This is a genomic window from Streptomyces sp. MH60 (genome assembly GCF_002939385.1).
Classification (GTDB): Bacteria; Actinomycetota; Actinomycetes; order Streptomycetales; family Streptomycetaceae; genus Streptomyces.
On the sequence record NZ_MULI01000060.1, the window covers coordinates 24,578 to 46,879 of the forward strand.

17 protein-coding genes, 1 rRNA gene and 1 pseudogene are annotated in these 22,302 nt (G+C 72.4%); 8 read left to right on the forward strand and 11 right to left on the reverse strand.

The features are described from left to right. Window positions 1-146: 146 nt before the first annotated feature. A complete protein-coding gene (locus BZZ08_RS28415; RefSeq protein WP_104635073.1) occupies window positions 147-818 on the reverse strand; it encodes an HAD family hydrolase in 672 nt (223 codons plus the stop codon). A 58-nt stretch (window positions 819-876) separates the two neighbouring features. Beyond that, window positions 877-1,380: a DUF6912 family protein gene (locus BZZ08_RS28420; protein WP_104635074.1), complete on the reverse strand. Its 504-nt coding sequence runs from the start codon at window positions 1,378-1,380 to the stop codon at window positions 877-879. A gap of 558 nt (window positions 1,381-1,938) precedes the next feature. Between BZZ08_RS28420 and BZZ08_RS39680 the strand changes: the two genes are divergently transcribed. Then, entirely contained in the window at window positions 1,939-2,649 is a 711-nt protein-coding gene (locus BZZ08_RS39680; protein ID WP_241965590.1) for an Rv3235 family protein, read from the forward strand. Between the two features lie 90 nt (window positions 2,650-2,739). Here BZZ08_RS39680 and secA read toward each other — a convergent pair whose 3' ends face one another. Beyond that, window positions 2,740-5,583, reverse strand: a complete 2,844-nt coding sequence (secA, locus tag BZZ08_RS28435; RefSeq protein ID WP_104635075.1) for a preprotein translocase subunit SecA — start codon at window positions 5,581-5,583, stop codon at window positions 2,740-2,742. A gap of 280 nt (window positions 5,584-5,863) precedes the next feature. Between secA and BZZ08_RS28440 the strand changes: the two genes are divergently transcribed. Next, window positions 5,864-6,433 carry a GNAT family N-acetyltransferase gene (locus BZZ08_RS28440; protein WP_104635076.1) on the forward strand — a complete coding sequence of 190 codons (570 nt, stop codon included), beginning with the start codon at window positions 5,864-5,866 and terminating at the stop codon, window positions 6,431-6,433. A gap of 186 nt (window positions 6,434-6,619) precedes the next feature. After that, window positions 6,620-7,795, forward strand: a complete 1,176-nt coding sequence (locus BZZ08_RS28445; protein WP_104635077.1) for a winged helix-turn-helix domain-containing protein — start codon at window positions 6,620-6,622, stop codon at window positions 7,793-7,795. Window positions 7,796-7,806: 11 nt separating this feature from the next. On the opposite strand, the gene BZZ08_RS28450 is transcribed toward BZZ08_RS28445, so the two are convergent. The 7 genes from BZZ08_RS28450 to mtnA form a co-directional block, all read right to left on the reverse strand. Next, window positions 7,807-8,571: a response regulator gene (locus BZZ08_RS28450; protein ID WP_104635078.1), complete on the reverse strand. Its 765-nt coding sequence runs from the start codon at window positions 8,569-8,571 to the stop codon at window positions 7,807-7,809. Window positions 8,572-8,799: 228 nt separating this feature from the next. After that, complete coding sequence (gene hpf / locus BZZ08_RS28455) at window positions 8,800-9,492, reverse strand: ribosome hibernation-promoting factor, HPF/YfiA family (RefSeq protein ID WP_016326377.1); 693 nt, start codon at window positions 9,490-9,492, stop codon at window positions 8,800-8,802. 313 nt (window positions 9,493-9,805) lie between these two features. After that, window positions 9,806-10,720, reverse strand: a complete 915-nt coding sequence (locus BZZ08_RS28465; protein ID WP_104635080.1) for a ComF family protein — start codon at window positions 10,718-10,720, stop codon at window positions 9,806-9,808. Between the two features lie 102 nt (window positions 10,721-10,822). Further along, entirely contained in the window at window positions 10,823-12,622 is a 1,800-nt protein-coding gene (locus BZZ08_RS28470) for an LpqB family beta-propeller domain-containing protein (protein ID WP_104635081.1), read from the reverse strand. Next, window positions 12,622-14,631 (reverse strand): two-component system sensor histidine kinase MtrB, encoded by a 2,010-nt coding sequence (gene mtrB / locus BZZ08_RS28475; protein WP_104635082.1) that lies wholly within the window; start codon window positions 14,629-14,631, stop codon window positions 12,622-12,624. The genes BZZ08_RS28470 and mtrB overlap by 1 nt, the downstream gene beginning before the upstream one ends. A 1-nt stretch (window position 14,632) precedes the next feature. Further along, window positions 14,633-15,322 carry a two-component system response regulator MtrA gene (gene mtrA / locus BZZ08_RS28480; protein ID WP_003975799.1) on the reverse strand — a complete coding sequence of 230 codons (690 nt, stop codon included), beginning with the start codon at window positions 15,320-15,322 and terminating at the stop codon, window positions 14,633-14,635. Window positions 15,323-15,326: 4 nt separating this feature from the next. After that, the gene (mtnA, locus tag BZZ08_RS28485) at window positions 15,327-16,469 is read right to left on the reverse strand and encodes an S-methyl-5-thioribose-1-phosphate isomerase (protein ID WP_104635083.1); all 1,143 of its coding nucleotides are present in this window, start codon (window positions 16,467-16,469) and stop codon (window positions 15,327-15,329) included. Window positions 16,470-16,522: 53 nt separating this feature from the next. Between mtnA and BZZ08_RS28490 the strand changes: the two are divergent. The 5 genes and pseudogenes from BZZ08_RS28490 to BZZ08_RS28510 form a co-directional block, all read left to right on the forward strand. Continuing rightward, a pseudogene (locus BZZ08_RS28490) lies at window positions 16,523-17,863 on the forward strand (glycerophosphoryl diester phosphodiesterase membrane domain-containing protein); the annotation flags it as partial. Window positions 17,864-17,867: 4 nt separating this feature from the next. Continuing rightward, window positions 17,868-18,617, forward strand: a complete 750-nt coding sequence (locus BZZ08_RS28495) for a DUF4129 domain-containing protein (protein WP_198601730.1) — start codon at window positions 17,868-17,870, stop codon at window positions 18,615-18,617. Beyond that, the gene (locus BZZ08_RS28500) at window positions 18,614-19,828 is read left to right on the forward strand and encodes a DUF4350 domain-containing protein (RefSeq protein WP_198601731.1); all 1,215 of its coding nucleotides are present in this window, start codon (window positions 18,614-18,616) and stop codon (window positions 19,826-19,828) included. The genes BZZ08_RS28495 and BZZ08_RS28500 overlap by 4 nt, the downstream gene beginning before the upstream one ends. Beyond that, window positions 19,828-20,817, forward strand: a complete 990-nt coding sequence (locus BZZ08_RS28505; protein ID WP_104635084.1) for an AAA family ATPase — start codon at window positions 19,828-19,830, stop codon at window positions 20,815-20,817. Before BZZ08_RS28500 ends, BZZ08_RS28505 begins: the two co-directional genes overlap by 1 nt. After that, complete coding sequence (locus tag BZZ08_RS28510; RefSeq protein WP_104635085.1) at window positions 20,817-22,127, forward strand: DUF58 domain-containing protein; 1,311 nt, start codon at window positions 20,817-20,819, stop codon at window positions 22,125-22,127. The genes BZZ08_RS28505 and BZZ08_RS28510 overlap by 1 nt, the downstream gene beginning before the upstream one ends. A 101-nt stretch (window positions 22,128-22,228) precedes the next feature. Here the strand turns inward: BZZ08_RS28510 and rrf are convergent. After that, window positions 22,229-22,302, reverse strand: a 5S ribosomal RNA gene (gene rrf, locus BZZ08_RS40145); the annotation flags it as partial.

The following is a 22,302-nucleotide window of genomic DNA, read 5'->3' on the forward strand; positions in this document are numbered from 1 at the left end:
CTATCGCGCTGATCACGCCACAAGGCTATCGCCCTCCGAGGGCTCCCCGTCATGAGCCGCATGTGTACAAAACCGGGCCCTCGACTTGGACGTTCCGCACAGCTACGCCCGGGTAACGACGTGGTCCGGGGTACCGGACGCCGCCGTCATCCCGCCAGCCGCTCCGCCACCACCACGGCCTCCCCGAGCGTGTCCACCACGGGCACCCCGACCACCTCCAGGCTGGCCCGGCTGTGCGACCCCCCGGTGTAGAGCACCGCCCCGGCGCCCACGTGGCGCGCCGCGACCGCGTCGTCGGCGGCGTCCCCGATCACCACCGTGCGAGCGGGCTCCACCCCGGACAGCGCCAGCTGCGCGAGGTGCCGCACCATGTGCTCGGCCTTGCTGCCCCCGGACGGCCCGGTCCGTCCGTCGACGCGTATGAAGTGCGTCTCGATCCCGAACCCCTGGACCAGCGGCACCAGCTCGTCGTGGCCGTACATGCTGAGGATGGACTGGCTGCGCCCCGCCGACCGCCACCCGGCGAGCAGCTCCGTGACCCCCTCGGCGGGCGCGCACCGGCTGCGGTGCACGCTGTAGTAGCGCTGGAAGGTCGCGTCCATGACCTCCCACTCGGCGTCGGTGGGCAGCCGGCCCATCAGCCGCTCGTAGAACTTCGGCACCGGTACGCAGTACAGCGACCGGTACCGCTCCAGCGTGATCGGCGCCAGCCCCAGCTCGGCGAACGCCGCGTTCGTCGCCCCGATGATCGCGTCGTTGTCGTGGAACAGCGTGCCGTTCCAGTCCCACACGATGTGTGCGCCCGTCTGCATCCCCATGCCCGAAAACGTACCCGCCGCCACTGACAATCGGGACACCGCGATGCGACGTCCCCGGTCACACCAGGTTCGGGATCTCCTGCGTCGCGTACCAGAGCAGCTCGTGGTCCTCCGCGCCGTCCACGACGAACTGGGCGTCGTCGTCCCCGCCGTCCGCCGCCGCGAGGGCCTGGGCCGCGGCGCGCACGTCCGCCTCCGCGTCGGCGGAGTCGACGTGCACCGCGGCCGCCTTGGCCAGCGGCAGCGGCCCGGCGACCCGGACCTCGCCCAGCGCCGCCGGGTCGAGTCCCCGGTCCGGACCGGCCGCGGCGGCGCCGTCGGGTACGTCGGCGGCCACCACGACCCGGCGCCGTGCCGCGCCCGGGTCGGCCGCCAGCAGCCGCAGTGAGGCCAGGGCGGCCCGGTTGAGGGCCGCGTACTCCAGTTCCTCGGTGTCGTCCGACAGGTACCACTCGCGCAGCGCCGGTGTGACGGCGTAGGCGACGAGCGGCCCGGCCCCCAGCTCCCCCGCCCGGTGCGCCTCGGCGAGGCCGGACAGGGTCAGGGGGACGTAGACGCGCATGAGTCTGCCGCTTTCGTGGTCGGGGACGCCGCCGGAGCGCTCGGCGGCCCGGCGGGAGAGCCCTCAGGATACGTGCGGGTGTCCCCTTTCGGGTCCCCACCCGGGGCGTCCGAGGCGTCCATCCCGGGCCCCGCGTTCACCCGGTCCACCCCTGGCGTCCCGGGCCCTGCGGCCGCTCCGCTCACTCGGATAGGTGAACTTCTCCGCCCCCTCGACGCGATCGCCCGCCTCCTTGCCGTGCCGCCCCTCCAGCCCGTACAAGATCACCGACCACGAAGTTACCGCCCGGTATCACCCGGGCCGCCGAACGGGGACCCCATGCGCAAGGTCATGACCAGGACCCAGCTCCGCCCCACACCCACTGGCCCTCTCACCCCACCCCCGCCCTACGGCCCCGGAGCCACGCCGTCCGGCGGACCCGGCGGGCTCCCTCGTGCTGCCGTCGGAGGCCCGGTGCCCCCGCCCGGTCCCGCAGCCCCGGGCGCCGCCCCCGACCACGTCCCGTCCGGCCGACCCGGCCGCGTGCCGACCCGCGCGTCCGGAGACACCGCGCCCCACCTGCCCGGCGACGCCCCGGCCGACCAGCCCGGCGACACCGCGCCCCGTGCGCCCGGCGGTGTGCCGCCCCGCAGCCCGGGGGCGCGCGGAGCGCGTGCCGCGGCGTCCGGTGGGCGACCGCCCGGCACTCCGGGCCGGTCCCAGCGGTCCCGTACCCGGCCGGCGGACACCCGTCCGCCCACGGCCGGACCCGGCCGTGGCACGAGGCCGGGCCCCCTCACCAAGCCGGCCGCCCCCGCCACGGGGTCCGTCCCCGGGCCCGTCACGGCCCCCGTCACGGCGTGGAGCGCACCGGAGGGCCACCGACGGGTCGCCCGGCCCTCCGCGGCGCCTGTCATCCCCGCCCAGACGCCTCGCCGCCCCGTCCCGCAACTACGGCCCACCGATCACTTCGCCGAGCTTCTCGTGGGCGTTCTCAGCGGGCGGCGTCCCGTCCACTCGATGCTCCGCCACACCCTCGGCCGCGCCTACGACGACCTGGCCGACCTCGCCGAACGGGGCCCGCTGCGCACCCGCGGCGCCGCCCCCGTCGTCCGCGACATCGGCTACTTCGAGCCCCGGCCGGGCGCCCTGGAGGTCTTCGCGCGCATCGGCGCGGGCGACCGGCTCCGTGCCATGGCGTTCCGCCTGGAGCAGGGCCGGGACCTGCGCTGGCGCTGCACGGCGGTGGAACTGGGCGGCCCGCGAAGGCCCCGCGCGGACGACGACTGACCTCACTGACCTCCCCGGGCAGGCCGAAGGGCCGGTCACCCGAGATGACCGGCCCCTCCCACCGCCGCGGCGCCCGCGGGCACCGCACGGTCACTTCTTGCGGCGCCGTCCGCCCTTGGCCTGCTTGCGGCGCTCCGCGCGGGTGAGTCCGTCGGTCTGGCCCTGCGCGGGCTCGCCGTCGGTGAACTCGCCCTCGACGACACCGCCCTCGCCGTCCACGGTCGGCGCGGAGAAGTGCAGGTCCCGGCGCTGCGGAGCGTCGAGGCCCTTGGCCCGGATCTCCGGACGGGCACCCGCCTGGGCCGGGACCGCGTCCTGCGCGCCCTTGTCGAGCGACGGCGCCGCGTCCTCGACCGGAACCTCCTCGACCTGCTGCTCGACCTGGACCTCCAGGTTGAACAGGTAGCCGACGGACTCCTCCTTGATGCCCTCCATCATGGCCTGGAACATGTCGAAGCCCTCGCGCTGGTACTCGACCAGCGGGTCCTTCTGCGCCATCGCGCGCAGGCCGATGCCCTCCTGGAGGTAGTCCATCTCGTAGAGGTGCTCGCGCCACTTGCGGTCCAGGACCGACAGGACGACCCGGCGCTCCAGCTCGCGCATGATCTCGGAGCCGAGCTGCTTCTCCCGCGCCTCGTACTGCTCCATGACGTCGTCCTTGATGGACTCCGCGATGTAGTCGGCGGTCAGGCCGGCCCGGTCGCCGGCCGCCTCCTCCAGCTCCTCGACGGTGACCTTCACCGGGTAGAGCTGCTTGAAGGCGCCCCACAGCCGGTCGAGGTCCCAGTCCTCGGGGAAGCCCTCGGCGGTCTCGGCCTGCACGTAGGCGTCGATCGTGTCGTTCATGAAGTGCTGGATCTGCTCCTGCAGGTCCTCGCCCTCCAGGACGCGGCGACGCTCGCCGTAGATGACCTCACGCTGGCGGTTGAGGACCTCGTCGTACTTCAGGACGTTCTTACGGGTCTCGAAGTTCTGGGTCTCGACCTGCGACTGGGCGGACGCGATCGCGCGCGTGACCATCTTGTTCTCGATCGGCACGTCGTCCGGCACGTTCGCCATGGACATCACGCGCTCGACCATCTGGGCCTTGAACAGCCGCATCAGGTCGTCGCCCAGGGAGAGGTAGAAGCGGGACTCGCCGGGGTCGCCCTGACGGCCGGAACGACCGCGCAGCTGGTTGTCGATGCGCCGCGACTCGTGCCGCTCGGTGCCCAGGACGTAGAGGCCGCCCAGCTCCTTGACCTCTTCGAACTCGGCCTTGACCGCCTGCGCGGCCCGCTCCAGGGCGGCGGGCAGCGCCGCGGCCCACTCCTCGATGTGCTCCTCGGGGTCGAGGCCGCGCTGGCGCAGCTCCGCCTCGGCAAGGTCCTCGGGGTTGCCTCCGAGCTTGATGTCCGTACCGCGGCCGGCCATGTTGGTGGCCACCGTGACCGAGCCCTTGCGGCCGGCCTGGGCGACGATGGTCGCCTCCCGGTCGTGCTGCTTGGCGTTCAGCACCTCGTGCTGGACGCCGCGCTTGCTGAGCTGCTGCGAGAGGTACTCGGACTTCTCGACCGAGGTGGTGCCGACGAGGATCGGCTGACCCTTGCGGTGCTTCTCCTCGATGTCGTCGACGACGGCCTCGAACTTGGCGACCTCGGTGCGGTAGATCAGGTCCGACTGGTCCTTGCGGACCATCGGCCGGTTGGTCGGGATGGGCACCACGCCGAGCTTGTAGATCTGGTGGAACTCGGCGGCCTCGGTCATCGCCGTACCGGTCATGCCGGACAGACCGGGCTGCTCCTTGCCGCTGTGGTCGTGGCGCTTGTAGAGGCGGAAGAAGTTCTGGAGGGTGATCGTGGCGAGCGTCTGGTTCTCGTCCTTGATGTCCACCCCCTCCTTCGCCTCGATCGCCTGGTGCATGCCCTCGTTGTAGCGGCGGCCGGCGAGGATACGGCCGGTGTGCTCGTCGACGATCATGACTTCGCCGTCGAGGACGACGTAGTCCTTGTCCTTCTTGAACAGTTCCTTGGCCTTGATGGCGTTGTTCAGGTAGCCGACCAGCGGCGTGTTCACCGACTCGTAGAGGTTGTCGATGCCCAGCCAGTCCTCGACCTTGGACACGCCCGACTCGTGGATGGCGACGGTGCGCTTCTTCTCGTCGACCTCGTAGTCACCGGTCTCCTCGATGCCCTTGAGGGTGTTGCCGGCCTCACCCTTCTTCAGGCGGGTGACCAGCTTGGCGAAGTCGCCGTACCACTTGGTGGCCTGGTCGGCCGGGCCGGAGATGATCAGCGGCGTACGGGCCTCGTCGACGAGGATGGAGTCGACCTCGTCGACGATGGCGAAGTTGTGGCCGCGCTGGACGAGCTCGTCCTTGGACCACGCCATGTTGTCGCGCAGGTAGTCGAAGCCGAACTCGTTGTTCGTGCCGTAGGTGATGTCGCAGGCGTACATCTCGCGGCGCTGGGCCGGCGTCTGGTTGGCGAGGATGCAGCCGACGTTCAGGCCCAGGAACTTGTGGACGCGGCCCATCATCTCGGAGTCGCGCTCGGCCAGGTAGTCGTTGACCGTGACGATGTGCACGCCCTCGCCGGACAGGGCGTTGAGGTAGGCGGGCAGGGTGCCGACGAGGGTCTTGCCCTCACCGGTCTTCATCTCGGCCACGTACCCCATGTGCAGGGCGGCACCGCCCATGATCTGCACGTCGTAGTGGCGCTGGCCCAGGACGCGCTTGGCGGCCTCGCGGACCGTGGCGAAGGCTTCGGGCAACAGGTCGTCCAGGCTCTCACCGTCGGCGTAGCGCTGCTTGTACTCGTCGGTGAGGGCCCTCAGCTCGGCGTCGGAGAGGTCAGCGAAGTCCTCTTCGATGGAGTTGACCTGGTCCGCGATGCGGTGCAGCTTGCGCAGGATCTTGCCTTCGCCTGCACGCATGATCTTGGAGAGGACGGACACGGGGGTTGGTCTCCTTGCCGGTCGGGCCTGGGACGGTCGGTTTCCTGTGACGGACTGAGCAACGGCCATCGTATGCGAGGACCCGGCCGCCCCGGGAGGCCTGCCGCATCGGGGACCGTCCACTCCTTGCGCCCAGCATCCCTGTCTGCTGTCACCCCTTTCAACGTCCGGGCCCCGCGGATGGTGCCGCACCCTTCCGGCGAATCACACGCGAGGTGACCGGATGTTCACGGACGGCAAAACATTGGCGTCGCCACCGGGCTCCCCGCAGAATCGGCCGATGGAACCCGTCACGCTCACCACCGACCGCCTCGTCCTGCGCACGGTCGGCCCGCAGGACATCGACGCCGTGTACGCCGCCTGCCAGGACCCCGACATCCAGCGCTGGACGACGGTCCCCACTCCCTACCTCCCGGAGCACGCGCGGAGTTTCGCGGAGCAGATGGTCCCCGACGGCTGGGCGAACGACTCGATGTTCACCTTCGGCCTCTTCCTCCCCGCCGGGGACCTGGTCGGCATGCTGGGCGTCACGATGATCTCCCTGGGCGTCGGCGAGATCGGGTTCTGGGGCACCAAGGAGCACCGCGGCCGGGGCTACGTCACCGAGGCCGCCGTCGCCGTCGCCCGCTGGGCCTTCACCGAGCGGGCCTTGGACCGCCTGGAGTGGCGCGCCGAGGTCGGCAACACGGCCTCCCGCGCGGTGGCCGAACGCGCGGGCTTCACCATGGAGGGCACGCTGCGCTCCGCGATCAACAACAAGGGCGTGCGTCGCGACTCCTGGGTCGGCTCCCTCCTCCCCTCGGACCTCGCCCTCCCGTCCACGTCCCCGTACTTGCCGGCAAAGGCGTAGCCGCAGGCAGCCGTGCCGCCGTCCCGCGTAGCTGCGGGCAGTCGTGCCGCTGGGGCGGCACGGGTGGGCGATGGGGGTCCCCCCGCGCGAGCGAAGCCGAGCGCGGGGGAGGCACCCGGCCGGCGCCGGCCCGCACCCTCGCCCCCCGAACCCCACTGTCAGACCCACCCCCTATCGTGCGGACGTATGACGACCCTCCCGCCCCCCGCCACGGAACTGTCCGCAGACGAGGCCCGCCGCCTCGCCCTCCGCGCACAGGGCTTCCTCGGCGCCCCCGACCGCCGCGCGGGCGTCCGCGGCGTCCTCCGTCATCTGGGCGCGGTGCAGCTCGACACCATCTCGGTCCTCGCCCGCTCCCACGAACTCGTCCCGTACGCCCGCCTGGGCGCGGTCGGCCGCCGTACCGTCGACGACGCGTACTGGACGGACACCCACGCCTTCGAGTACTGGTCCCACGCCGCCTGCATCCTCCCCATCGAGGAGTGGCCCCACTTCGCCTTCCGCCGCCGCGCGTACCGCAACCGCCCGCACTGGAACCACCACCTCCCCGACGGCGACTACGACCGCGTCGTCAAGCAGCTCCGTACCGAGGGCCCCCTCACCGCGACGGACCTGGGCGGCGCGAAGAAGACCAGCGAGTGGTGGGACTGGTCGGGCACGAAGGTCGCCGTCGAGCGCGCGCTCATGTACGGCGAGGTGGTGTGCGTGGAGCGCCGCGGCTGGAAGCGGGTGTACGACCTGGCCGAGCGCGCGGTCCCGGCCGCGCTGCTGCACGACGACCTGGACGACACCGAGTGCCTGCGCCGCCTGGTCCGCCTGGCCGGTCAGTCCCTGGGCGTGGGGACGCGCGCGGACATCGCGGACTACCACCGTCTCAAGGCCGAGCAGGTCGACGCCGTGATCGCCGATTCGGGCCTGGTGCCGGTGACGGTGCAGGGCTGGGGCCGGCCGGCCTGGGCGGACCCGGCGGCGCTGGAGACTCCCCCGCGCGGCCGTCACCGCACGACGCTGCTCTCGCCCTTCGATTCCCTCATCTGGGAGCGGGCGCGCACGGAGCGGATCTTCGGCTTCACCCACCGGCTGGAGGCCTACGTGCCCAAGCCGAAGCGGGTGCACGGCTACTTCGCGATGCCGGTCCTGGCCGGCGGCCGGCTCGTCGGCCGCGTGGACCCGGCCCGCGAGGGGCGCACCCTGGTCGCCAAGCAGGTCACGCTGGACGGCCCGAAGGCGGCCCCGGCGGTGGCCCAGGCGCTGGTCGAGGCGGCGAGCTGGGTGGACTGCACGGACGTACGCGTGGAGCGGGTCGAGGCACCGGAGCTGCGAGAGCCCCTCACCCGGGAGCTGGCCCGGCTGCTCGCCTGACCGGGACCGGCTCAGCGGATCTCGAGGATCTTCTCTCGCATCGCGTAGACCACGGCCTCCATCCTGGAGTGCAGCTGCAGTTTCTCCAGGATGTTGCGCACGTGGTTCTTGACGGTGTTCTCGGAAATGAACAGCTCCTTCGCGATGTCGCGGTTGTTCATTCCCGTGGCGACGAGTTTGAGGACCTCCAGCTCTCGGTCCGTGAGCCGCGGCGCGGGCACCAGTCGCCGTTCGTCGGTCCGCTGGATCATCGACTTGAACTCGGTGAGCAGTTTCGACGCCATGGAAGGACTGATCTGGGACTGCCCGTCGGCCACCGCGCGAATGGCGGTGGCCACCTCGTCGGTCGAGATCTCCTTGAGGAGATAACCGGTGGCACCCGCCTTGATCGCGTCGTAGAGGTCGGCTTCCTCGTCGCTGATCGTCAGCATGATGATCTTGGCGCTGGGTGCCACCTCCTTGATGGAGGTGCAGGCCTCGATACCGCCCCGCTTGGGCATCCGCACATCCATCAGGACGATGTCCGGCAACAGGTCGGCGGCCTTCTCCACGGCCTCGGCGCCGTCACCGGCCTCTCCGACGACCTGGATGTCCTCCTCGGCCGCCAGCACGATCTCCAGGCCGCGGCGGAAGAGGGCGTGGTCGTCCACGACCAGCACCCTGATCGGCTCCTCGCGTGCGGAGCCCGCGTCCGCGTCCGGGCCCATGCCGGATGCCCCGTCGTCGATCCCGTGGTCGACGCCCGCGCCCCGCATCGGTCCGAAACTGTCCGCCATCGTTCCTCCCCCTGAAGGCTGTGGCACGTGGTCCCGAGCCATCGCCAACCCAGAGCAACGACCCACCGGTTGGGCCGTTGCCGCCATGATTCCATGTCCGGCGGACAGCGGGGTGACCGAACGGGCAGCGTTGGGGTCGCACACCCTCGCGCACCGTCGCACGACGGTGCCCCTGGGGGCGCACACGCGCTCCAGGGGCACCGGATCGCTGTCACCCGGCGGGGTGTGTCAGCCGCCGAGCGCGTCCCCCGCGTCGGGAGCGTGCGCCTGGGTGACCATCGTGTCCGTGGTCAGGTGGATCACGCCGTAGTCGTAGGCGTGCCGCCGGTAGACGACGCTGGGCTCCTTCGTCTCGGAGTCGACGAACAGGTAGAAGTCGTGCCCGACCAGCTCCATCTCGTAGAGCGCCTGGTCGAGGGACATCGGGGCGGCCACGTGGGTCTTCTCCCGGACGACGAGCGGGCCGTCGCCCTGGACCTCCAGCGAGCCGATCTTCTTGGTGGGTACGCCGTCCTGCTTCTCCGTCGGGACGACGTCGCCGTTCCCGTTGAGCGTCGCCGCGCCGGGTACGTGGTCGGCGACCTCGGCCGCCGAGATCCGGCGCGCGCCGCGGCGCGAGAAGCGCTTGTCGTGCTGCTTGCGCAGCCGTGCGCCGAGCTTCTCCGCCGCCAGGTCGAGCGCCGCGTAGGGATCGCTCGCCGCCGCCTCCGCCCGAATCACCGGACCGCGGGAGCGGAGCGTGATCTCCACTCGGTCACAGCGGTCGGCCTGCCGGGGGTTCGGCTCCTTGGACACCTCGACGTCGAGGCTGATCACCTTGCCATCGAGCTTCTGGATCTTCTCCAGCTTCAGCTTCTCGGCCACGTGCTTCCGGAACCGCTCGGGCACCTCGGTCTTGCGGCCCTTGACGACGATGTCCACGCAGAACTCCGTTCCCGGATCGCTCCGCTTCGACGGCGGAGCATCTCCCTTTTGCACCAGGTTCCGGTCCATCCCGGAACCTCGGACTCGGTGACGTCCACCTCCTCCCCCACGGGCGGGATCTCCACTCCACCGGTGCGGGTGATGACGGTAAAACCCGCAGCACGGCATTCGGATTTGAGAGGTGTGGCCTGCGGCTTTGCCTCACAACCGAACATATCTCGCCCGGACGGATGTCGTCACCCTCTACGGCCGCGTACCTCCGTTCCGGTGAATTGACTCTGTCATTACCTGCAACGATGTAAGTCTTCAGTCAGTTCCGGTTTATTTCGAAGGCATCTGGTGAAGCCGCGACCACTGCCGCGCAGATCGCTTCACGGGTCACGCCACCGCCTCCGTACTGACCCGCCATTCGGGGCCCGGTCTTCCGTTCCTCTCTGCCTTCCCCCGCCGCCGCCGGATACACAGCCGATCTCGCCGTCCCGTACGTGCCGGACCCCGCCCTCGACTCAACGGCGGCGGCCGTCGCCGCACGCACCGCACGTGCCGCCTCGGCCAGCGACGCCCCCGTCGTCATCAGGTCGTCGACCAGCACGACCGACCCGCCGCCGCACAGCAGCCCGCCACCGCCGGGAGCCACCGCGAGCGCGCCCGCGAGGTTGTCCAGCCGCCGCCGGGCGTCGAGGCCGGACTGGTCGGCCACGGCGTACCGCTGCCGCAGCACCGCCAGCACCCGGGCCGGCACTCCGTTGCGCCGCAGCTCCCCCGCCGCCGCGAGGGCGATCCGGCGCGCCGGGTCGTGCCCGCGTGTCCGCACCGTTCTGCGTGCCGAGGGCACGGGCACCAGTAGCACCGGCCCCCGCACCGGTATGCCACCCGCGTCACCGGCACCCGCTCCGCCCGGCGCCGTCCACGCCTCCCGGAGCCCCGCCCGCACCGCTGCCGCCAGCGCCGCGCCGAGCGGTGCCGCGAGGGCCAGCACGCCCCGCTCCTTGTGGGCCAGCAGCGCTGCCCGCACCTCGTCCGCGTACGGCGCGGCCGCGTGCACCGGGGGCAGACCGGGCGGCTCCGGATCAGCACGCACGCGACGCGGCGGGTGGCCGCTCAGCGCCGTACGGCACCGGGGGCACAGCACCGCGCGAGCCCTGCCGCAGCCGCCGCACTCGGCCGGCAGCACCAGGTCCGTGACGTCCGCCCACCATTCCCGCACTGTCCGCAATCCCCGCATGGCCACCACTGTGCCCGCGTGTGCGGAGAGCTGCCAGGCCTGTGGAAAACCTGGCCCGGCGCCCTGTGGAAAACCCGGTCGGCCACCGAACGGCCGGGCGCCTCACCCCGGATAGACCGGCGCGGTCCCCTCCGTCACCTTCTGCCACTGGAGCCCGGACGGCAGCCGCACGATCAGGTCCTCCGAGTACGCCACCAGCGGCAGCCGCTCGTCCTCGGTCGCGGCGATCTCCTTGACGCCGGTCAGCGCCGCGGGCACCGATGCCTCCGGTGTCGAGCCGTCGACCTGGACGTATCCGATCTGCTGGACGCCCCCGCGCTCCCGGCCGACCACCACGAGCCGGGCGTCCCCGGCCCAGGACATGGCCGTGACCTCCTCCAGCTCGGGGGTCGCGGAGCGCAGTTCGAGCACGGTGACCGCGGGCGGTTCGCCCGCCTTCCCGTCCCGTTCGATCCGTCCGATGAGCAGCGACCGCTTGCCGTCCTTCTCCACGACGAGCGCGATCCGCACCCCGTCGGCGGCCACCCGCACGGACTGGACGCGCCCGTCGAGCCCCGGCGTCCGCACCTCCACCGGATCGCCCGCGCCGTCCTTCAGCAGCATCAACCGCGGATCGGCCGGGTTGCGGTCGGCGATCCACAGGTCGCCCTGCGTGTCCCAGCTGGGTGGGGTCAGCCGGTCCGTCTCCGACTTGCCCTGGCTGGTCAGCACGGGGTCGCCGAGCGAACCGGCCGACACCAGCGAACCGACGTACAGCGACTTGTTGTCGAGACCGATCCCGGCCGCGCTGTGCTCGTCGCGCGAGACCGCCACCGACCGCAGGGCGCGGTGGCCCTCGCCCAGCGGGCCGGGCACGGGTTCGGCCCGGGTCCCGTTACTGCCCGCGGCGAGCCGCACCAGGCGGTCCTTCTCGTCGACGAAGTACAGGTAGTCGGGCCGCTGCGCCGAGCCGCGCGTCGCCACCGTCTCGGCGCGGTCCTCGGAGAGCGAGCACAACTGCTCCCCGCCCGAGCGCAGCTCGACGTCCTCCACCGCCGGGGTGAGGTTCTGCAGGGTGAACAGGAGCTGCGCGGCCATCTCGTCGCACTTGTCCGCACCGGCCCGGGCCGCCTTGTCGTTCAGCGGAACGGTCAGCTTGCCGCGGTCGTCGGGCGTCAGCGAGACGTCGTTCTTCGCCAGCGCCGTCCCGGTCGGGAAGCTGGACCTGACCACGGGGCCCAGCAGGCTCGTCGGCCCGCTGAGCAGGGAACGCACCACTTGGGTCATCGGATCCACGCGTCGGCGCACATAGACGGGATCGGCGACGGCGGCCGGCTCCCGGACACCTCCGGTATCGGCGTCCGCGCGCACCGCGGTGTTCGAGGCGAAGTAGTACCGGTTGACCGACATGTAGTTGCGTTGGAAGTCGGACTTGCCCATGACGACGCCCTGCGGCAGCACGTCGATGCGCCACTGCTTGGTCTTGCCGTCCCGGCTGAGGTGCACCGACTCGCGGTACGCGCCGTCGGCCGGCGAGTACGACTGCTGCCCGTCCACCGTGGCCACCTTGGCGCCGGTCAGGGTCACCGAGTAGTCGTTGGCGTCCTCGCGGTTGCCCGAGTGGTCGGACTCCGTTCCGGGCCCGCCCGCGAGCACCGTCGCCGACTCGTCCGGCCGCCAGTTCTTCGCGGCGGCGCCGGTCAGGTACTTGCGCGCCGTCTCGTAGTGCGGGTCGTCGCTGGTCAGCGCCTCCAGAAAGCCCTGCACGATGTCGGAGGGCGGGGCGTCCTCCTGCGGCGGCATCGCGAACACCCGCACCTGCGGGTCCTGCCGGGGGGTGGACTCCACGCCCCGGAGGTCCCCGCTGTCCGGCATGGACGCACATCCGGCCAGCAGTACGACACCGCCGACGGCGTACGCCATCACGCGGGCCGGCCCCCGCCGTCCTGTCTGCGGGCGCCCGACGCGGGCCTCGGCACCACGCGCGCGCCGTTGCCCGGCAGTGCCGTCGGATCGGCCGTGGGGGCCACCGTGGCCTGCCGCGGCGTTATCGGCCCCCGCGCGGGCACCGCGGAGGCCCGCCCGGCCGACGCCTGCGCCGGGACGCCGACCGGCCGGTCCGCGCCGTGCGCCACCGCCGTGTTGTCGAGGCCCGCGTCGTGCAGACCGCGGTTGCGGCGCGAGTCCTTCGGCTCCAGTGGTATCGGCGAACCCCTGAGCGGCTCGTCCGCGGTCCTGGGCAGCGTCAGCCGGAACTGCGAGCCGCCACCGGGTTCGCCCCAGGCCTGCAGCCAGCCGCCGTGCAGCCGCGCGTCCTCCAGGGCGATCGACAGGCCGAGTCCCGTACCGCCGGTGGTACGCGCGCGGGCCGGGTCGGCCCGCCAGAAGCGGCTGAAGACCCGGGTGGCCTCGCCCGGCTTGAGCCCGACGCCGTAGTCGCGCACCGCGACGGCGACCGCGCCCCCGGCGGCGGCGAGCCTGACGACGACGTCCCGGCCCTCGCCGTGCTCGACGGCGTTGACGACGAGGTTGCGCAGCACGCGTTCCACGCGCCGGGCGTCCGCCTCGGCGACGACGGGCTGCTGGTCGCCGACGACGCGTATCCCCGTGCCCTTGCGCTCGGCGAGCGGCTCCGCACCGCTGACGACGCGCCGTACGACCTCCCTGAGGTCTATCGGCTCCGCCTCCAGCGCGGCGGCGCCCGCGTCGAAGCGGCTGATCTCCAGCAGGTCCGCGAGCAGCGTCTCGAACCGGTCCAGCTGGTCGGCGAGCAGTTCGGCCGACCGCGCGGTCACCGGATCGAAGTCCACGCGCGCGTCGTGGATGACGTCGGCCGCCATCCGTACGGTCGTCAGCGGCGTCCGCAGCTCGTGCGACACGTCGGAGACGAACCGCCGCTGCATCCGCGACAGGTCCTCCAGCTGGCTGATCTTGAGCTGGAGGTTCTGCGCCATCTTGTTGAAGGCCTCGCCGAGCCGGGCGATGTCGTCCTCGCCGGTGACCTTCATCCGTTCCTGCAGCCGCCCCGCGGACAGCCGCTCGGCGATGCTCGCCGCCATGCGTACGGGCGTGACGACCTGGCGCACCACGAGCCAGGCGATGGCCCCCAGCAGTACGACGACGAAGAGCCCGGCCGTCGCCAGGGTGCCCCTGACCAGGCTGAGCGACTTCTCCTCCTGGGTGAGCGGGAAGAGGTAGTACAGCTGGTACGGCTCGCCGTTCGGGTCGTTGACCTGCTTGCCGATGACCAGCCCGGGCTGGGACGCCTGGTCGGAGTTGTAGACGATCCGGGTGTAGCTCTGGGCGGCCGCGGTGTCGCCGTCGATCCGCTCCCGCAGGTCCTCGGGGACGCTGACCGCCCAGTCGACCGATCCGGAGGCGCGCGGACCGCGCCCGCTGCCGCTCTCCCCGCCCATGGGGAGGGTGACCACGTCGAAGGCGCTCTGACCACCGCTGGAGAGCGACTTCACCAGCTCGCTCATCCACTGGATGACGTTCTGCGAGGGACGCCCGTCCGCGGGGGTGCCGTCGTCGCCGTTGGTGCTCGCCGCCTCCTCGGCCTTCTGCTTGGCCGCGGTGAAGCCACCGGTGGCCTGGCTCTGGGAGGCCTTCACCTTGGCGTCCAGCAGTCCGTTGCGGACCTGCCCGATCACCACGAAGCCGAGCAGCAGCACCACGCCCAGCGACATCAGCAGGGTGGTGGCGACGACCTTGAGCTGGATGTTGCGCCGCCACAGCCGCATGACCGGCAGCAGCGGACGACGCACCCAGCGCATGAACAGACGGAGCACCGGGCTGCCCTGCACCCCGCCGTGCAGCAGCCCGCCCTCCAGCACCTGGCTGAAGAAGCGGGAGCCGGCGCTCCGGTGGCCGACAGGCCGTCCGGCGCGGGCCCCGGACCCGGGCGCCGAAGCGGCACTGTCCCTGGCCATGTCAGCTCGGTCCGGCCTTGTAGCCGACGCCGCGGACGGTCACCACGATCTCCGGCTTCTCCGGATCCTTCTCGACCTTGGAGCGCAGCCGCTGGACGTGCACGTTGACCAGGCGGGTGTCGGCGGCGTGCCGGTAGCCCCAGACCTGCTCGAGGAGCACCTCGCGGGTGAACACCTGCCACGGCTTGCGGGCCAGCGCCACCAGCAGGTCGAACTCCAGCGGCGTCAGCGCGATCGACTGCCCGTCCCGCTTCACGGAGTGACCGGCCACGTCGATGACCAGGTCGCCTATGGCGAGCTGTTCCGGCGCCGGCTCCTCCGACCGACGCAGGCGCGCCCGGATACGGGCCACCAGCTCCTTCGGCTTGAACGGCTTCACGATGTAGTCGTCGGCGCCCGACTCCAGACCCACCACGACGTCGACGGTGTCACTCTTCGCCGTCAGCATCACGATCGGCACACCCGACTCCGCCCTGATCAGGCGGCACACCTCGATGCCGTCCCGGCCGGGCAGCATCAGGTCGAGCAGTACCAGGTCGGGCTTGGTCTCCCGGAAGGCGGCCAGCGCCTTGTCGCCGTCGGCTACGAAAGATGGCTCAAAACCCTCACCACGCAGCACAATGCCGAGCATCTCGGCCAGTGCGGTGTCGTCGTCGACGACAAGGACTCGTCCCTTCATAAACGACATCATCCCATTAGCTAATCGTTACCTGGCGTGACCTGGCACACAGCGCGGCCAGGGCCTCGGTCGTCACGGGCGAAACCACGCCCTCCTCGGTGACGATCGCCGTCACCAGTTCGGGCGGAGTCACATCGAACGCCGGGTTGTACGCCTGGGTCCCCAGGGGTGCCACCGGAATCCCGCCTCCCGCTCCCGCCACCGGCACCTGGGGTGCTGTGACCTCGGTCACCTCATGTCCGGGGCGCTGCTCCACTTCGATGGACGCCCCGTCCGGTGTGTCCGGATCCACCGTCGTGACCGGAGCCACCACGATGAACGGCACATGGTGGTACCGCGCGAGCACCGCGAGCGGATAGCTCCCCACCTTGTTCGCCACCGAACCGTCGGCCGCGATGCGGTCCGCGCCGATCAGCACCGCGTCCACCTCGCCCGCCGCGAACAGCGAACCCGCCGCGTTGTCGGTGAGCAAGGTGTACGCCATGTCGTTGCGGGCCGCCTCGTATGCCGTCAGGCGAGCACCTTGCAGCAACGGACGCGTTTCGTCCACCCACAGCCGTCGCAGCCGCCCCGACCGGTGCGCCGCGAGCGCCACCGCGAAGGCGGTCCCCTCACCCCCCGACACCAGCGAACCGGTGTTGCAGTGCGTGAGGACGCGGTGCCCTCCGGCGGGCAGCAGCTCGTCGAGCAGCGCCAGCCCGTGCACGGCCATCCGGGCGCTGGCCTGGGCGTCTTCCTGGTGCAGTGCCCGCGCCGCGGCCAGCGCCGCGGCGGCGGCCTGCCGGGTGTCCCCGGTCCTGGCGAACGCCTCCTGGTGGGCGCCCTGCGCCCGCCGTACTCCGACGGCGAGGTTCACCGCGGTGGGGCGGGCCCCCGCCAGCGCCGCCGCGGCCTCCTCGACCTCGAAGCCGCGCACGGCGGCCAGCGCGACCCCGTAGGCGCCCGCGATGCCCAGCAGTGGCGCCCCGCGCACGGCGAGCGAGCGGATCGCCTCCACCAGCGCGGCCGGGTCCGTGCACACCAGCTCGACCTCCTCGGCCGGCAACCGGGTCTGGTCCAGCAACACCAGCACCGGGCCCTCGGGGGGTTCCTCCCAGCGAAGGGCCGGTATCCCGGTCGGCCGCTTGTCCTCGCCGCTTCGCGCGTCCTGATCAGCCATGCGGTCAGTCTGCCCCCTGTACGACGGACAATTGAAGGTGTGCAGCCCCTACCGCGCCCGGTCCGCGCCCGACGCCCCCATGGCACGATGGCTGCCAACCTGCCGCCGCCGGCACCGATCAGCCCGCGCCGCCCGCGGACCGGCCGGGTGCGGAACCGACGAGCCCCGGCACGAAGTGGTCCAAGGAGCAGCCGCCCCCCGGCCAGTGGTCCGCGCCCACCGGCCCCGCGGACCAGGGCCAGGCCCCGCCTCCGCCACCGCCGGGCCCGGGCTGGGGCACCCCGCCACCCGGACCCCCCGGGGGCGGCTACGGGCCTCCCGGAGGCTACGGCGGCCAGCGCGGGGGCTACGGCGGCTACGGCGCCCCCGGTGGACCCGGCGGCTGGGGAGGCGGCTGGGGCGGTCCCCCGCCCGCGGCCAAGCCCGGCGTGATCCCGCTCCGCCCGCTCGGTGTCGGCGAGATCCTCGACGGCGCCGTCTCCACCATGCGCACCTACTGGCGCACCGTCCTCGGCATCTCCCTGACCGTCGCCATCTTCACCGAGGTCATCGTCGTGCTGCTCCAGGGCCTCGTCCTGGACGACACCAGCAGCGAGGCGCTCAACGACCCCGACGCCACCCTGAGCGAACTCGGCGACGCGCTGGCCGACACCACGATCAACTCGGGCGTCATCTTCCTGATCTCCCTGATCGGCACCGTACTGGCCACCGCCCTGCTCACCACCGTCACCAGCCGCGCGGTGCTCGGCAGGCCGGTGACCACCGGCGAGGCGTGGCGGGACGCCCGCCCCCAGGTGCTGAAGCTGTTCGGCCTGATCGTCCTGCTGCTGCTCATCGTCGCCGGACTCCTCATGGCCGGCATGACACCCGGTCTCCTGGTCACGGCGACCGCGGGCGGCGAGGCCGGGGTGGCCCTGACCGCCCTGGGCTTCCTGGCGGGCGGCGTGGTCGCGATCTGGCTCATGGTCCGCTTCTCGCTGGCGTCGCCCGCCCTGATGCTGGAGAAGCAGGGCATCAAGAAGGCCATGGGCCGCTCGGTGAAGCTGGTGCGCGGCTCCTGGTGGCGGGTCTTCGGCATCCAGTTGCTCGCCACGGTCATCGCCAACATCGTCGCGTCGATCATCGTGATCCCCTTCACCTTCCTCGCCGCGACCCTCGGCGGCGACGGCGTCGGCGGCTTCCTGGAGGGCACCGGCGACCTCGGCTGGACGTTCCTCATCGTCAGCGGCATCGGCTCGGTGATCGGCTCCATGATCACCTTCCCGATCACGTCGGGCGTGACCGTACTGCTGTACATCGACCAGCGCATCCGCCGCGAGGCCCTCGACCTCGAACTGACCCGCGCCGCCGGCACCCGGGGCTCCGGCACCTCCGGCGCCGTCCCGGGGAGCTGACGGGGTGGGACCGGCGGGGGGAGTGCTCACCGAGGTGCTGTCACGCACCGCCGTACGCACGGTCGCGCGCTCCGGCGACGAACCGCCGGTGACGATCCCGCGCGACCCCGCACGGGAGGCCGCGCGGCGCGAGCTGTCCAAACGCATGTACCACGAGAACGACCCCAGCTGGTTCCAGCGGGCCCTGAACGCCTTCTGGGACTGGATCGAAGGGCTCTTCAGCAGGGCGTCCACCGCGACTCCCGGGGGGACACTCGGCCTGGTCGTCGTCATCGTGGCCGTCCTGGCGGTACTGGGCGCCCTCTGGTGGCGCCTGGGCACCCCCCGCCGCGGTCCCGTCTCCGCCCCCGCCCTCTTCGACGACCGTCCCCGCAGCGCCGCCGACCACCGCGCCGCCGCCGAGGCACACGCCGCCCAAGCACACTGGAGCCAGGCCGTCCAGGAACGCATGCGGGCCATCGTCCGCGCCCTCGAGGAACGCGCCCTGCTCGACATCCGTCCCGGCCGCACCGCCGACGAGGCGGCCACCGAGGCAGGCCACGCCCTGCCCGCCCACCGGAACCGGCTGCGCGCCGCCGCCCGGGACTTCGACGACGTCGCGTACGGCGGCCGGTCCGGCAGCGAACCGTCGTACCGCCGCCTCGCCGAACTCGACCACGACCTGGAACGCAGCAAGCCGCACCTGGCCGGCAGCGCGATCGGCGGCCCCGCAGGGGACGCGGACCGGGACACCCGCCGGGGAGCCGCCGAATGACCGAGGCCACGCTCCCCGCCACCGCGGCCTCGCCCACCGCCCGCCAGGTGTGGACCCGCGCGCGAGGCATCGCGCTCGCCCTCGTCCTGCTGCTCGCCGGGGCCGTCGCCATCGCGGTCGTCCGCTCCGACGCCCGGCACGGGGAACTCGACCCGCGCTCCGCCGACCCCTACGGCAGCCGCGCCGTCGCCGAACTCCTCGCCGACCGGGGGGTCTCCACGCGCGTGGTCACCACCCTGGACGAGGCGCGGGCCGCGGCCGGCCCGGACACCACCCTGCTCGTCGCCGTGCCCGATCTCCTGACGGAGCGCCAGCAGACGCGACTGCACTCGGCGACGACCGGTTCCGGTGGCCGCACGGTCCTCGTCGCCCCCGGCGGCGGTGCCGTCGAACGCCTCGCCCCCGGCGTCACCGCCGACCCGGCACTCAGCTTCGACTCGACGCTGGCCCCCGCCTGCGACCTGCCCGCCGCACGACGCGCGGGCAACGCCGACACGGGCGGCATCCGCTACATCACCCACCTCGAAGCCGACACCTGCTACCCCAGCCGGCGACTGGCCACCCTGCTGCGCATCCCCGACCCCTCCGCGCAGGCACCAGCGGAAGGCACCCCGGGCGACACCGTCGTCCTCGGCGCCCGCGACATCCTCTTGAACAACCGCCTCGACGAGCACGGCAACGCCTCGCTCGCCCTCCAACTCCTCGGCTCCCGCGACCACCTGGTCTGGTACCTCCCCTCCCTCTCCGACCTCCCGGACCCGGACGACGAACGGAGCTTCTTCGACCTGCTCCCGTCCGGCTGGCTCTGGGGCACCCTGCAACTCTTCGTCGCCGCCGCCCTCGCCGCCCTGTGGCGGGCACGCCGGCTCGGCCCCCTGGTGCCCGAAAAACTCCCCGTCGCGATCCGCGCCTCCGAAACCGTCGAAGGCCGCGCCCGCCTCTACCGCAAGGCGAACGCCCGCGACCGCGCCGCCACCGCTCTTCGCTCCGCCACCCGCACCCGCCTCGCCCCTCTCGTAGGCGTCCCCGTCACCCAGGCGCACACGCCCGAGTCCCTGCTCCCCGCCCTGTCCGCCCATCTCCACGGCGCACCCGGCGACGGACAGGCCCTGCACACCCTCCTCTTCGGCCCGCCGCCCGGCGACGACGCGGCCCTCATCGCACTCGCCGACCAACTCGACGCCCTCGAAAGAGAGGTACGCCGTCCATGATGGACCCGACCACTGACAACGCCGGGCAGACCGCGGCCCCGGGCAACGCCCGCGCCGCCCTCGAAGCTCTGCGCGCCGAGATCGCCAAGGCCGTGGTCGGCCAGGACGCCGCCGTGACCGGTCTCGTCGTAGCCCTGCTCTGCCGCGGCCACGTCCTCCTGGAGGGCGTCCCCGGAGTCGCCAAGACCCTCCTCGTCCGCACCCTCGCCGCGGCCACCGAACTCGACACCAAACGCGTCCAGTTCACCCCCGACCTGATGCCGAGCGACGTCACCGGCTCCCTGGTCTACGACGCCCGCACCACCGAGTTCTCCTTCCAGCCCGGCCCGGTCTTCACCAACCTCCTCCTCGCCGACGAGATCAACCGGACGCCCCCGAAAACCCAGTCGTCCCTCCTCGAAGCGATGGAGGAGCGCCAGGTCACGGTGGACGGCACGCCCCGCCCGCTCCCCGAGCCCTTCCTCGTCGCGGCCACTCAGAACCCGGTCGAGTACGAGGGCACCTACCCCCTCCCGGAAGCCCAGCTGGACCGCTTCCTCCTCAAACTCACCGTCCCCCTCCCCACCCGCCAGGACGAGATCGACGTCCTCACCCGCCACGCCGCCGGCTTCAACCCGCGCGACCTGCACGCCGCCGGCGTACGCCCCGTCGCCAGTGCCGCCGACCTGGAAGCCGCCCGCGCGGAGGCCGCCAAGACGACCGTCTCCCCGGAGATCACCGCCTACGTCGTCGACATCTGCCGCGCCACCCGTGAGTCGCCGTCCCTCACCCTCGGCGTCTCCCCGCGTGGAGCCACGGCCCTGCTGTCGACCTCCCGCGCGTGGGCCTGGCTGACGGGCCGCGACTACGTCACCCCCGACGATGTGAAGGCCCTGGCCCTCCCCACCCTCCGGCACCGCGTACAACTCCGCCCGGAGGCCGAGATGGAGGGCGTGACCACGGACTCGGTCATCAACGCGATCCTCGCCCACGTCCCCGTCCCCCGCTGATGGCACTCACCGGACGCGCCGCGCTCATCGCGGCCCTGGGCTCCGTCCCCATCGGCATCTGGGACCCCGGCTGGACGGGCATCCTCGCGGTCAACGCCCCGCTGGCCGCCGCCTGCGCCTGCGACTTCGCCCTGGCCGCCCCCGTACGGCGTCTCGGCCTGACCCGCTCCGGCGACACCTCCGCCCGGCTGGGCGAGACCGCCGACGTCACCCTGACGGTCACCAACCCGTCGGGCCGCCCACTCCGGGCCCGTCTGCGCGACGCCTGGCCGCCCAGCAGCTGGCGGCCCGGCACCGAGACGACGGCCTCCCGCCACAGCCTGACAGTGCCCGCCGGCGAACGCCGCCGCGTGACCACCCGCCTGCGCCCCACCCGCCGCGGTGACCGACACGCGGACCGCGTCACGATCCGGTCCTACGGCCCCCTGGGACTCCTCACCCGCCAGGGCACCCATCGGGTCCCCTGGACGGTACGCGTCCTCCCCCCGTTCGCCAGCCGCAAGCACCTCCCCTCCAAGCTGTCCCGGCTCCGCGAACTCGACGGCCGCACCAGCGTCCTCACCCGCGGGGAGGGCACGGAGTTCGACAGCCTGCGCGAATACGTGCCCGGCGACGACACCCGTTCCATCGACTGGCGCGCGACAGCCCGCCACTCCACCGTCGCGGTACGCACCTGGCGCCCCGAACGCGACCGGCACATCCTGCTCGTCCTCGACACCGGCCGTACCTCCGCCGGCCGCGTGGGCGACGCCCCTCGCCTCGACGCCGCCATGGACGCCGCTCTCCTCCTGGCCGCCCTGGCCTCCCGCGCGGGCGACCGCGTCGACCTCCTCGCCTACGACCGCCGGGTACGCGCCCTGCTCCAGGGCCGCACGGCGGGTGACGTCCTTCCCTCCCTGGTCAACGCCATGGCAACCCTGGAGCCCGAGCTGGTGGAGACCGACGCGCGCGGCCTCACCGCCACCGCTCTCCGGTCGGCCCCCCGCCGGTCCCTGATCGTGCTGTTCACGACACTCGACGCGGCCCCGATCGAAGAGGGGCTGCTCCCTGTCCTGCCGCAGCTGACCCAACGCCACACGGTCCTCGTTGCCTCGGTGGCCGACCCGCACGTCGCGCGGATGGCCGAAGCACGCGGCCACACGGACGCCGTCTACGAGGCCGCGGCGGCCGCACAGGCCCAGTCGGAACGCCGTCACGTCGCCGACCAACTACGCCGACGCGGTGTGACGGTCGTCGACGCGACCCCGGACGAGCTTCCCCCGGCCCTCGCAGACGCCTACCTGGAACTCAAAGCGACAGGCCGCCTGTAAAAAAGGCGGGGCCGAAAGGCCCCGCCCAAACTCGTTTTCAACGCCCCCTGAACGCAGAAAACCCCGCACCGTTTCCGGTGCGGGGTTTCCTCGCAATGATTGTTCGGCGGCGTCCTACTCTCCCACAGGGTCCCCCCTGCAGTACCATCGGCGCTGTAAGGCTTAGCTTCCGGGT